This is a genomic window from Thermomonas brevis, from assembly GCF_014395425.1.
Taxonomy (GTDB): Bacteria; Pseudomonadota; Gammaproteobacteria; order Xanthomonadales; family Xanthomonadaceae; genus Thermomonas; species Thermomonas brevis.
The window spans coordinates 2,425,282-2,436,339 of the sequence record NZ_CP060711.1 but is presented as its reverse complement, the minus strand read 5'-3'; the positions used below and the strand labels follow the sequence as shown (position 1 = coordinate 2,436,339).

General features: G+C 71.3%; 11 protein-coding genes and 1 pseudogene. 5 read left to right on the top strand and 7 right to left on the bottom strand.

The features are described from left to right. Positions 1-19 precede the first annotated feature (19 nt). From H9L17_RS11220 to H9L17_RS11210, 3 genes and pseudogenes are all read left to right on the top strand, one after another. Positions 20-718, top strand: a complete 699-nt coding sequence (locus H9L17_RS11220; RefSeq protein ID WP_187569528.1) for a thiol:disulfide interchange protein DsbA/DsbL — start codon at positions 20-22, stop codon at positions 716-718. 18 nt (positions 719-736) lie between these two features. Beyond that, positions 737-1,528 (top strand): annotated as a pseudogene (locus H9L17_RS11215) (thiol:disulfide interchange protein DsbA/DsbL); the annotation flags it as partial. A 79-nt stretch (positions 1,529-1,607) separates the two neighbouring features. Next, entirely contained in the window at positions 1,608-2,366 is a 759-nt protein-coding gene (locus H9L17_RS11210; protein WP_187569526.1) for an endonuclease/exonuclease/phosphatase family protein, read from the top strand. 11 nt (positions 2,367-2,377) lie between these two features. Here the strand turns inward: H9L17_RS11210 and H9L17_RS11205 are convergent, their stop codons facing one another. Next, complete coding sequence (locus H9L17_RS11205; RefSeq protein WP_187569525.1) at positions 2,378-3,181, bottom strand: sulfite exporter TauE/SafE family protein; 804 nt, start codon at positions 3,179-3,181, stop codon at positions 2,378-2,380. A gap of 49 nt (positions 3,182-3,230) precedes the next feature. On the opposite strand from H9L17_RS11205, the gene H9L17_RS11200 reads away from it, so the two are divergent. Together H9L17_RS11200 and H9L17_RS11195 are read left to right on the top strand one after the other, a co-directional pair. Further along, entirely contained in the window at positions 3,231-5,318 is a 2,088-nt protein-coding gene (locus H9L17_RS11200; RefSeq protein ID WP_187569524.1) for a lytic transglycosylase domain-containing protein, read from the top strand. 22 nt (positions 5,319-5,340) lie between these two features. Continuing rightward, positions 5,341-6,609, top strand: coding sequence for a multifunctional CCA addition/repair protein (locus H9L17_RS11195; RefSeq protein WP_187569523.1), 1,269 nt, complete (start codon positions 5,341-5,343; stop codon positions 6,607-6,609). A gap of 167 nt (positions 6,610-6,776) precedes the next feature. Here the strand turns inward: H9L17_RS11195 and H9L17_RS11190 are convergent, their stop codons facing one another. The 6 genes from H9L17_RS11190 to folB are packed head-to-tail and all read right to left on the bottom strand — an operon-like array spanning position 6,777 to position 11,030. Beyond that, positions 6,777-7,838, bottom strand: coding sequence for an acyltransferase family protein (locus tag H9L17_RS11190; RefSeq protein WP_187569522.1), 1,062 nt, complete (start codon positions 7,836-7,838; stop codon positions 6,777-6,779). A 25-nt stretch (positions 7,839-7,863) separates the two neighbouring features. Beyond that, positions 7,864-8,253 carry a VanZ family protein gene (locus H9L17_RS11185; RefSeq protein ID WP_187569521.1) on the bottom strand — a complete coding sequence of 130 codons (390 nt, stop codon included), beginning with the start codon at positions 8,251-8,253 and terminating at the stop codon, positions 7,864-7,866. Between the two features lie 8 nt (positions 8,254-8,261). Next, positions 8,262-9,452 carry a class I SAM-dependent methyltransferase gene (locus H9L17_RS11180; RefSeq protein WP_187569520.1) on the bottom strand — a complete coding sequence of 397 codons (1,191 nt, stop codon included), beginning with the start codon at positions 9,450-9,452 and terminating at the stop codon, positions 8,262-8,264. After that, complete coding sequence (locus H9L17_RS11175; RefSeq protein ID WP_187569519.1) at positions 9,452-9,958, bottom strand: 6-pyruvoyl trahydropterin synthase family protein; 507 nt, start codon at positions 9,956-9,958, stop codon at positions 9,452-9,454. The genes H9L17_RS11180 and H9L17_RS11175 overlap by 1 nt, the downstream gene beginning before the upstream one ends. Then, positions 9,955-10,671, bottom strand: coding sequence for an SDR family oxidoreductase (locus H9L17_RS11170; RefSeq protein WP_223158047.1), 717 nt, complete (start codon positions 10,669-10,671; stop codon positions 9,955-9,957). The genes H9L17_RS11175 and H9L17_RS11170 overlap by 4 nt, the downstream gene beginning before the upstream one ends. Next, positions 10,668-11,030 carry a dihydroneopterin aldolase gene (folB, locus tag H9L17_RS11165; protein WP_187569518.1) on the bottom strand — a complete coding sequence of 121 codons (363 nt, stop codon included), beginning with the start codon at positions 11,028-11,030 and terminating at the stop codon, positions 10,668-10,670. Before folB ends, H9L17_RS11170 begins: the two co-directional genes overlap by 4 nt. Between the last annotated feature and the right edge of the window lie 28 nt (positions 11,031-11,058).

The following is an 11,058-nucleotide window of genomic DNA, read 5'->3' as shown; positions in this document are numbered from 1 at the left end:
ACCGCTGGAGCCTGACCCGATGCGCGCCCTGCTGTTGTCGCTTGCCCTGCTGCTGACCTCCGCATTCGCGCCCGCGCAGGCGCAGCAGGCGTTGCCCGGCCTGACCGAAGGCGTGCAGTACCGCGCCATCGAGGGCGGCCAGCCCTACCAGCCGCTGCCGCCGGGGATGGTGGAAGTGGCCGAGGTGTTCGCCTACACCTGCCCGCACTGCGCGCATTTCTCGCCGATGCTGGAGAAGTGGGCGAAGCAGCTCCCCGCCCACGCCCGGCTGGTGCTGGTGCCGGGCGTGTTCGGCCGCGACGATCCATGGGCGCGCATGTTCTTCGCCGCGCAGACCGCCAAGTCGCTGACCGTGCTGCATCCGCGCCTGTTCGCCGCCGTGCACGAGACCGGCGAACTGCCGCGCAACGCCGACGCCGCGCAGGTCACCGCCTTCGCCAACCGCGTGCAGGGCGTCAACGCCGCCGCGCTCAAGGCCGCGCTGGCCGACGACGCCACCCTGCTGCCGAAGCTGAAGCACGCCTACGAATTCGCCGGCCGCAGCCAGATCGAGGGCACGCCGTCGCTGATCGTGGGCGGCCGCTACCTGATCCTGGGCAACAGCTACGACAACCTGCTCGCCAACGCGCGCGCCGTGGTCGATGCGCTGGCGCCGAAGAAACCCGCACCGGGCAAGCCCGCTCCCGCCAAGGCCAAGCCCGCCGCCTCCCGTTCCTGACGACCGACGAAAACCGCCATGACTGTCTCGCGCCACGTCCTGCTCCTGCTCGCCCTGCTGCCGCTGGCGGCCTGCAAGAACGATGCGCCGGCCCCGGTGACCGCCGCCGATGCCGCCGCGTCCGCCACCGCCATCGCACCCGCCAAGGAGGCCAGCGCCGAAGACCCGCAGCGCGCCGCGCAGGCCGAAGCCGCGGTGAAGGCCGCCGCCGAAGCCGCCGCCAAGGCGCCGCCGCCGGTGGAAGGCACCGACTACGTGGCGATCCCGAACGGCCAGCCCTTCGACACGCCGCCCGGCAAGATCGAGGTGGTCGAGCTGTTCGGCTACGTCTGCCCGTTCTGCGCCGCCGTGCAGCCCACGGTCGCGGCGATGAAGGCCAAGCTGCCGCCGGACGTGCACTTCGTCTACGTCCCGGCCGCGTTCGGCGGCCCCTGGGACAACTACGCCAAGGCGTTCTACGCCGCCGACGCGATGGGCCTGGTGGACAAGACCCACGACGCCATGTTCCGCGCCATCCACATCGACAACACGCTCAAGGGCGAGCGCGGCATGGACAAGCCGGAAGACATCGCCGCGTTCTACGCCAACTACGGCGTCGATCCCAACCAGTTCCTGTCCAGCATGCAGAGCTTCGCGGTGGCGGCCAAGATCAACCGCGCCCGCCAGTACATGACCGACGCGTTCGCGGGCGACCAGATGCAGACGCCGACCTTCCTGATCGCCGGCAGGTACCGGGTCAAGGGCAAGACGGTGGACGACATGTTCCGCATCATCAACCAGCTGATCGTGGCGGAGCGCGCCAAGCTGGCCGCATCGGCGCCGGCCGCCGCGCCCGCCGAACCCGCGCCGGCCACCGGCACGGAAGCGCCGAAGCCCTGATCGCACGCCCATGGACAGACGCCGGCTGCGCCTGCTGAGCGCGAACATCCAGGCCGGCTCCAGCACGCGCGGCTACCACGACTACGTGGCGCGCAGCTGGTCGCACGTGCTGCCGGCGGGCAACAAGCGCGGCGCGCTGGACACCATCGCCGAACTCGCCGGCCGGCACGACATCGTCGGCCTGCAGGAAGCCGATCCCGGCAGCCTGCGCTCCGGCTTCACCAACCAGACCCACTACCTGGCCGAGCGCGCCGGCTTCGCCTACTGGAGCCACCAGCCCAACCGCCGCGTCGGCGGCGTGGCCTCCAGCGCCAACGGCCTGCTCAGCAAGCTGGAACCGCGGCTGGTCGAAGACCACCCGCTGCCGGGCCGGGTGCGCGGACGCGGCGTGCTCACCGCCAGCTTCGGCGACGGCCGCAACGCGCTGACCGTCGCGGTGGCGCACCTCTCGCTGGGCAGCCAGTCGCGGCGCTCGCAGATCGACTTCATCGCCGACCTGCTCGCCGACCTGCCGCACGCGGTGCTGATGGGCGACTTCAACTGCGATCCGGAGCAGCCGGAGATGCAGACGCTGTACCGCAAGACCAAGCTGCAGCCGCCGGACCGCTGCGTGCCCACCTTCCCGTCCTGGCGGCCGCAGCGCGCCATCGACCACATGCTGGTGACGCCGGCGCTGCCGGTGACCGCGATGCAGGCGATGCCGGCCGCGCAGTCCGACCACCTGGCGCTGTCGGTGGAACTGGACGTGCCGGAGCTCGCCTTCAAGTAAGGCGTCGCGTGCTACCGCAGCGCGCTGTACGCGAACGCGCTGCCGACCAGCAGCAGGAAGCCCGCGAACACCCGCTTCAACGACGGCCCGCTGAGCGCGTGCGCCAGCCGCGTGCCGTACGGCGCGGCCAGCACCGACGCCACCGCCACCCCGATCGCCGCCGGCAGGTAGACGTAACCCACCGCGCCGGCCAGCGGCAGCGCGCCCGCCGGCGCCTGCAATGCGTAGCCCAGCGCGCTGCCCAGGCCGATGAAGATGCCGCAGGCCGACGACGTGCCCACCGCCCGCACCGGCGCCACCCCGCGCCAGACCAGCAGCGGCACGGTCAGGCTGCCGCCGCCGATGCCGACGATCGCGGACACGATGCCGATGCCGCCGCCGGCCAGCGTGTAGCCCGGCCCGCGCGGCGCCAGCGCGCCATCGCCGCCGGCCCGCGGCTTCGACAGCAGCATCTGCGCCGCGACCAGGAAGCAGTAGCCGGCCACGCACCAACGCAGCACACCGTCGTCCAGCGCGATCGCGAAGCGGCTGCCCAGCCAGCCGCCCAGCAGCACGCCCGGCACCATCCACGCCACCGTCGGCCACAGCACGCTGCCGCGCCGGTGGTGCGCGCGCGCCGAGGACGCCGCGGTCAGCACGATGCTGGCCAGCGAACTCGCCAGCGCCGCATGCATCGCCGCCTCCGCCGGCACGCCCTGCGTCGGCAGCAGCCACGCCAGCGCGCCGACCAGCACCAGTCCGCCGCCGATCCCCAACAGCCCGGCGAGCACGCCGGCACAGGCGCCCAGCGCCAGATAGAGCAACAGAGCGGACATCGCACGCCATCGAAAAAGTCGTTCATGGATGCTCGGCTATAGTCGAACGATGCACAAGTTCGCTCCCTCGCTGCTGCTCGCATTGCCGCTGCTGGCCTGCGTTCCCGCCACCGTCCGCGCGCAGTCGGCCCCGCCGTCCGCGTCGCCATCCGTACCACTGATCGCGGCGGCGCCGACGAAGATCGCGCCGCCCGATCCCGCGCTGAAGGCCGCGTTCGACGCCGCCGCCCGCGGCGGGCTGGACGACGTGGCGCTGGCCGGCTTCCGCAGCCAGCCGCTGGCCGGCTGGCTGGAATACGCCGCGCTGCGCACGCAGTTCGACACGCTGCCGGTTGCGCGCGGCAACGCCTTCCTCGCGACGCGCAAGGGCGAACCGGTGGCCGCGCCGTTCCGCAGCGACTGGCTCAACGCGCTGGCGCGGCGCAACGAATGGCAGGCGTTCCTCGCCAACTGGGATTCCGGCATCGACGATGCCGCACTGCGCTGCCTGCGGCTGCAGGCGCTGATGGCGATGAACCGCGCCGATGCGCAATGGACCACCGACGCGCAGGCGCTGTGGCGCAGCAGCGGCAGTTCGCTGCCCGCGCAGTGCGACGCGCCGTTCGCGCTGCTGGCCGCGCAGGGCGGCCTCACCGACGCGCTGCGCTGGGAACGCTACGACAAGGCCGCCGCCGGCGCGCAGACCGGCGTGATGCGCAGCATCGCGCGCGGCTTCTCCGCACCGGCGGATGCGGCGCAGGCGACGCTGTACGCGGCTTACCTCGACGCGCCTGCAGCCGACGTCGCCACCTGGCCGAGCACGCCACGCAGCCGGCTGGTCGCCTCCACCGCGCTGGCGAAGCTCGCGAAAGCCGACCCGGATCGCGCCGAAGCGCTGCTGCCCGTTGTTGCGAAGGCGCTGACGTTCGGCGACGACGAGAACGGCCGCGTGCTGTACCAAATCGCGCTGTGGACGGTGGCGTCCTACCTGCCCGATTCCGCACGCCGCCTCGCCAACGTGCCCGTCTCGGCCTACGACGACAGCCTGCAAGAATGGCGCGTGCGCGAAGCGCTGTCGCGCGGCGACTGGGCCGCCGCGCTGGCCGCGATCAGGCGCATGCCGGACGCGCAGCGCAACGATTCGCGCTGGCTGTACTTCGCCGCGCGCACCAGCGAATTGACCGGCGACGCGGCCGGCGCGAAAGCGCTGTACGCGCAGGCCGCGCGCAAGCCCGACTTCCACGGCTTCCTCGCCGCCGACCGCCTCGGCCAGCCGTACGCGCTGTGCCCGTGGCAGCCCGCCTCGGCGCCGGCGGCCAAGCAGGCCATCGCCCGCGACCCGAACATCGTCCGCGCCCTGCAGCTGTTCCAGCTCGACCGCAAGGGCTGGGCCGCGCGCGAATGGAATGCCGCGCTGGCGCGCTTCGGCGACGAACAACGCCGGCTGGCGGTGGAAGTGGCGCAGGACAACGGCTGGTTCGACCGCGCCGTGTTCGGCCTGGTCAACGTCGGCGGCAAGCGCTATCCCGAGGAGCAGCGCCTGTACCGGCTGCGCTTCCCGCTGCACCACGACGCCGCGATCCGCCGCGAGGCCGCGCGCAACAACCTCGATCCGGCCTGGGTGGCCGCCGAGATCCGCGCCGAAAGCGTGTTCGACCCCAACGCGCGCTCCGGCGCCGACGCACGCGGGCTGATGCAGGTCGTGCCGGCCACCGGCGCGGCGATCGCCGCGAAGATCGGCCAGCCGTGGAGCGGCGGCGACACCCTGTTCGATGCCGACGCCAACATCGCCATCGGCAGCGCCTACCTGCGGCAGCTGATGGATCGCTACGGCGGCAAGCCCTACCAGGTCATCGCCGGCTACAACGCCGGCCCGACCCCGCTGAACCGCTGGATGTCGCAGCGCCCGGCGATGGATCCGGACTTCTGGATCGAAACCATCAGCTACAAGGAAACCCGCGAATACGTGGCGCGCGTGCTCAGCTTCAGCACCGTGTACGACTGGCGCCTCAACGGCGACGCGCTGCGCCTGACCGACCGCATGCAGGGCCTCACCGGCGGGTCGCGCAAGCCGTTCGCCTGCCCGGCGGAACCGCCCGCGGCGTCCGTCGCGCCAGCGGCTCCGGCGGCGGCACAGCCCGCGAAGCGCGGCAGGTGACGCGCTCGGGCATCATCCCCCCATGACCGCGCTTCCCGACACCGCGAAGACCTACCTCGTCGGTGGCGCCGTGCGCGACGCGCTGCTCGGCCTGCCGCCGGGCGACCGCGATTTCGTGGTGGTCGGCGCCACGGCGCGGCAAATGCTCGATGCCGGCTACCGCCAGGTCGGCCGCGACTTCCCGGTGTTCCTGCATCCCGATACCGGCGAGGAGCACGCGCTGGCGCGCACCGAGCGCAAGTCCGGGCGAGGCTACACCGGCTTCGTGGTGCACGCCGATCCGTCGGTGACGCTGGAGGATGACCTGCGCCGCCGCGACTTCACCATCAACGCGATCGCGCAGGCACAGGACGGAACGCTGGCCGATCCGTTCGGCGGCGCGCGCGACATCGAGGCGCGCGTGCTGCGCCACGTCGGCGACGCCTTCGTCGAGGATCCCCTGCGGGTGCTGCGCGCGGCGCGCTTCATGGCCCGGCTGGCGCCGCTGGGTTTCCGCGTCGCGCCGGAAACGCTGGCGCTGATGCGCGAGATGGCCGGCAGCGGCGAACTGGCCGAGCTGGTGCCGGAGCGGGTCTGGCAGGAACTGGCGAAGGCGCTGCGCTGCGCCTCGCCCGCCGCCTTTCTGCGCACGCTGCGCGAAGCCGATGCCTTGCGCGCGGTGCTGCCGGAAGTCGATGCGCTGTACGGCGTGCCGCAGCGCGCGGATTACCACCCGGAAGTCGATACCGGCATCCATTGCGAACTGGTCTGCGACATGGCGGCGCGGCTCGCCCCCGGCGACGATCTGATTGGCTACGCGGCGCTGTGCCACGACCTCGGCAAGGCGCTGACGCCGGCCGACGTGCTGCCGCGGCACCTGATGCACGAGATGCGCGGCGTCGCCCCCGCCATCGCGATGAGCCAGCGCCTGAAGGTGCCGAACGAACATCGCGAGCTGGCGGTGATCGCCAGCCGCGAGCATCTCAACGTCCACCGCATCGCGGAACTGAAGCCGGCGACCGTGCACGAACTGATCGCCCGCTGCGACGGCTTCCGCAAGCCCGCCCGCATCGACCAGCTCGCCACCGTCTGCGAAGCCGACGCGCGCGGCCGCGCGGGCCTGGCCGACACGGATTATCCGCAGGCGAACACGCTGCGCCGCCTGCACGCGGCGGCGATGGCGGTGCGCGGCGACGCCATCGCCGCGCAGGGCATCACCGGCCCGGCGTTCGGCGAGGCGCTGCGCAAGGCGCGGCTTGCCGCCATCGCCACTGCAAAGGCCGGGAACTTGGACACGGATCAGAGCGGATGAGCGCGGATAAATCGTTCCACTCAGGAGCGCGCCTTGGGGGCGTGATCTGGATCGCGACGAGAGTATTGCATCCCTGAGGTGCGCTCTCGCAAATCGAATTCGATTCGCGTCCATCCGTCAAAGCCGATCCGCGTTCATCCGCTCTGATCCGCATCAGAACGCTTCGGTCAGATCGTCACCCGCCAGCCCTTCTTCTCCATCGCCCACATCAAGCCCCACCAGAACGCGACGAACACAACGGCCACCGCCAGCGAAGCCAGCTTGCCCTCGCCCAGCAGCGCCGCCGCCTGCGCATAGGCCGCACCGAACAGGCCGAACTTCTCCAGCACGCAGGCCATCAGCCACGAGCCGGCGTAGGCGGTGATCGCGTTGATGCCCATGCTGCGCCCGAACGGCGGCCAGCCGCGCAGGTCGAACAATGCGTGGCACAGCGCCAGCAGCAAAAACGACCAGCCGGCCGCATAGACCACGTAGGACGAGGTCCACAGGTTCTTGTTCCACGGCATCGCCAGCGACCACAGCCAGCCCAGCGCCAGCGCCGCGACGCCCGCGACCAGCAACTGCCGCGCCCCACGCTCGCGCAGCCATGCGCCGGCGCGCGCACCGATCAAGGTGGTGGCGATGGCCGGCAGTGTGCTGAGCAGGCCTTCGGGGTCGTGGCCGCGTCCGCTGGCGGCATCGAACTGGTAGGCGTGCGCGCCCAGCATCCACGTGTCGATCCGGCTGGTGAGGTTGTCCAGCGGCGCATAGCCGCCGGTCGCCGCCAGCAGCGCCCAGTAGCCCAGCAGGATCGCGGCGATCGCGCCCCACTGCGCGCGCGGTGACAGCCGCAGCGCCAGCGTGGCGGCCACGCCGTAGCACAGACCGATGCGCTGCAAGACGCCCCACGGACGGAACGCGTCCTTGTCGTAGCCCCACATCGCCACGAGGTAGAGCAGCATGCCGACCGCCACCAGCCGCAGCGCGCGCAGCCAGATCTTCGACAGCGGCGCGCCCGGCCGCAGGCCCAGCGCGATCGACACGCCGACCACGAACAGGAAGTTGGGGAAGATCAGGTCGGTGGGCGTGAAGCCGTTCCATTCGGAATGCTCCAGTGGCGCGTACACGTGCGCCCAGCTGCCCGGATAGTTGACCAGCAGCATCAAAGCCACCGCCCAGCCGCGCAGCGCGTCGACCGAGGCGAAGCGCCGCGCCGCGCCTGCCTTCACCGTGTCCGTCGCCTGCCCCATCGTTTCCCCCGTTGGTGTGTGTCCGTCAGAGCCGCCGGTCGAGGCGCAGCAGCGCATCGCGCAGCGGCGTGAACGCGGTCGCCAGCCCGATCAATACGCCGAACGTATTCGCCAGCGCATCGTAGCGATCCAGCATCCGCCCCAGCGCCATCTTCGCCTGCAGGAACTCCAGCCCGATCCCCAGCAGCACCAGCAGCACGCAGACGAAGCCCCACGACAGCCGCCGCACGAACAGCTGCACCGCGCCCGCGGAAAGCGCGGCATAGGCGGCGAAGTGTTCCAGCTTGTCGCTGACCGGCAGTGGCGGCAGGTCCTTGCCCGGCAGCAGCGAACCGATCACGACGACGGCGATCGCCAGCATCCACAACCCGGCCCACAGCCACGGCCGCTTGAACGGCTTCAGCGAACGGCCCATGCGCCGGCTCACAGGCGATGGCTCAGGTCGCCGACCAGGAAGGCCGCGTCCAGTTCGACGCCGCGCTGGAAGCCGATCGCCTGGAAGCGCTCGCCCATCTCGCTGGGCAGGGTCAGCGCCTTGGCCTGCTGGCGCAGGTTGTGGCGCGCGGCATCGTCCGCGGTCTGCGCTTCCAGCGCCAGCAGGTTGTCCTGCAAACCGTTGCCGAGCAGGAAGCTGGCCTGCGAGCAGTAGCCGGAAAACTCGAAGCCCGCGCCCACGCCGGCCTCCGCCAGCGCGGTGAAATCCACCGAGGCGGTGATGTCCTGCAACCCCGGCCAGGCGAACACGTCGTCGATGAGGTGGTGCTGGCGGAACGCGCGCAGGGTGCCGTCGCGGCGCTCGGGCAGGTAGTACTCGCCGCGCGCGTAGCCGTAGTCGATCAGAAGCAGCGCGCCGTTGCGCAGGCCACCGATCACGGCCTGCAGCCAGTAAGGCAATTGCGCCAATGCCTCGCTGCGGTAGCCGTCGGCGAACGGTTCAGGCAGCTGCGCTTCGATGCGGCGCACGGCGGCGGACAGCAGCGGATCGACGGGCTGTTCGGCACGCACGAAACGGCCTTCGCCGTCGAGCGCCACGCATTCTTCCAGCACCTCGCCGGCGCGAACGACGAAGCGCGGCGTCGGCAGCGCATCGATCACCTCGTTGGCGAACAGCACGCCGTCCCACGGCTGATCGATCGGGCCGTCCAGCCATTCGACGCGGGCGAACAGCTCCGGCGCCAGGCGCGCCTGCAGGCGCTCGCGCTGGCGCTGGCGCAGGTCGGCGCTGGGTTCGAGGATGGCGTAGCGCGCCGGCAGCACGCCGTTGGCCTGCAATTTCTCCAAGCAGGCTTCGGCGAACGCGCCGCTGCCGCCGCCCAGTTCCATGAAGATCGCGCCCTTGCCGGCCTGCCGCAGCGCTGGCGTCAGCGCGTCGGCCACGCAGGCGGAGAACAGCGGCGAGCGTTCCGGCGCGGTGGTGAAATCGCCGCCCGGCCCGAACTTGTGCGCGCCGGCGCTGTAGTAGCCCAGCCCCGGCGCGTACAGCGCCAGCTCCATGAACTTCCAGAACGGAATGCGTCCGCCGGCCGCGATGATGGTTTCCTGGATCACTTCGCGCAGGTGCGCGCTGTGCGCCTGCGCGTCGGCGGACGGCGCGGGCAGCGTGGACGCGGTCATCAGTCGAACCCCATGCGCCGGCCGGCGCTCTGCCCCGGCCCGGAGAACACCCGCACCTCGATGGCGGTGATGCCGTGCGCGCGCAGCGCCTCGCGGTCCTCGCCCAGCCGCAGCAGGAACCAGTGCGCGAACTCCTCCAGCGTCGCGTTCTCGATCGGCAGCAGCAGCACGTCGCCGCGCAGGAACGGGATGCGCTGGCCGTCGAACTGCGCGTACACGTGCTCGCCGGCTTCCTCGATGCGCAGGTGAGGCGAGCGCGTCGGCAGGATCGTCCACTCGTTCAATTCGCGACACAGCGCGACGATCCGGTCCTTGTAGATGCCGTAGTCGAAGCACATGCCGTTGCCGAGCATGCGCGCCTCGATGTCGGCCTCGACGCGGAAGTTGTGGCCGTGCAGGCGTTCGCGCTCGGTCGCGTTGAAGATGGTGAAGTGGGCGGCGGAGAACTTCATGTTCTCCTTGGCCAGGCGGATGGTGACCACATCGCCCATGGGAGCGGCGCTCATGGGGGCGCACCCGCGAAATCCGCCTCGCCGATGTCGCCCAGCTGCGGGCGCATCAGGATGTCCTCGACCACCGTGCGCGTGGACAGCGACCACGCCGTCCATGCCATTTCCGCCACGTCCTCGGCCGGCATCATCCGCTCCGGCGGCAGCGGCACGCCGTCCCACGAGGCGGTCAGCGTCGCGCCCGGCAGCAGCGCGACCACGCGCACACCGTGCGGCTTCATCTCCTCGCGCAGATTGCGCGAGAAGCCGTACAGCGCGTGCTTGGCGATGCTGTAGGAGCCGCCGTTCGGATACGTGGCGATGGAGGCGGTGCTGCACACGTTCAGCACCATGCCGCTGCGGCGCTCGACCATCGCCGGCAGCAGCCGCTTGGTCAGCCGGTACGCGCCGAACAGGTTGGCCTGCAGCATGTCCAGCAGCGCGCCGTCGTCCTCGCCGGCGATGCCGCCGGGACGGAATGCACCGGCGTTGTTGACCAGCAGGTCGACGCCGCCGTGCTTCGCCAGCACGCCCCGCGCCAATGCGTCCACCGCCGCGTCATCGCGCATGTCGCAGGCATGGCATTCGACCTGCGGCAGCGCCGCGCGCAGATCGTCCAGCCCTTCCGGCCCGCGCGCGCAGGCGATCACCGTCACGCCTTCGCGTGCGAGGCGCTCGACGATGGCGCGCCCGATCCCGCGCGATGCGCCGGTGACCAGCGCCACGCTCACGACGCAAAACTCCCGCGCTCGATCTCCACGCCCACCGCCGCGGCGTTCGCCAGCGCATCGGGCTTGGACAATTTCAGCCGCACGCCCTTGGCCCCGAACTCGGTCAGGATCAGGTCGGCGCAGCATTCGGCCAGCGTCTCCACCAGCATGAAATCGGTCTGCGCCACGTACTCGGCCAGCCGCACGCTCACGGCCTCGTAGTCCAGCGCGTCGGCCAAGGTGTCGCTGCTGGCGGCGATGCGGTTGTCGAAGCGCATGCGGATGTCCAGCAGCAGCGGCTGCGGCGCATGGCGTTCGCGGTCGTGCACGCCGATCAGGGCGTCAAGGCGCAGGCCTTCGATGAAAACGATGTCGGTCATGCCGTCAGGATACCCGCACAACGCGATG

What these genes read in the sequence shown, in the direction of transcription:
- H9L17_RS11200 (WP_187569524.1), top strand. Translation starts at nt 3,231, where the DNA reads ATGCACAAGTTCGCTCCCTCGCTGCTGCTCGCATTGCCGCTGCTGGCC.
- H9L17_RS11175 (WP_187569519.1), bottom strand. Translation starts at nt 9,958, where the DNA reads ATGAGCGCCGCTCCCATGGGCGATGTGGTCACCATCCGCCTGGCCAAG.
- H9L17_RS11210 (WP_187569526.1), top strand. Translation starts at nt 1,608, where the DNA reads ATGGACAGACGCCGGCTGCGCCTGCTGAGCGCGAACATCCAGGCCGGC.
- H9L17_RS11180 (WP_187569520.1), bottom strand. Translation starts at nt 9,452, where the DNA reads ATGACCGCGTCCACGCTGCCCGCGCCGTCCGCCGACGCGCAGGCGCAC.
- folB (WP_187569518.1), bottom strand. Translation starts at nt 11,030, where the DNA reads ATGACCGACATCGTTTTCATCGAAGGCCTGCGCCTTGACGCCCTGATC.
- H9L17_RS11185 (WP_187569521.1), bottom strand. Translation starts at nt 8,253, where the DNA reads ATGGGCCGTTCGCTGAAGCCGTTCAAGCGGCCGTGGCTGTGGGCCGGG.
- H9L17_RS11195 (WP_187569523.1), top strand. Translation starts at nt 5,341, where the DNA reads ATGACCGCGCTTCCCGACACCGCGAAGACCTACCTCGTCGGTGGCGCC.
- H9L17_RS11190 (WP_187569522.1), bottom strand. Translation starts at nt 7,838, where the DNA reads ATGGGGCAGGCGACGGACACGGTGAAGGCAGGCGCGGCGCGGCGCTTC.
- H9L17_RS11205 (WP_187569525.1), bottom strand. Translation starts at nt 3,181, where the DNA reads ATGTCCGCTCTGTTGCTCTATCTGGCGCTGGGCGCCTGTGCCGGCGTG.
- H9L17_RS11220 (WP_187569528.1), top strand. Translation starts at nt 20, where the DNA reads ATGCGCGCCCTGCTGTTGTCGCTTGCCCTGCTGCTGACCTCCGCATTC.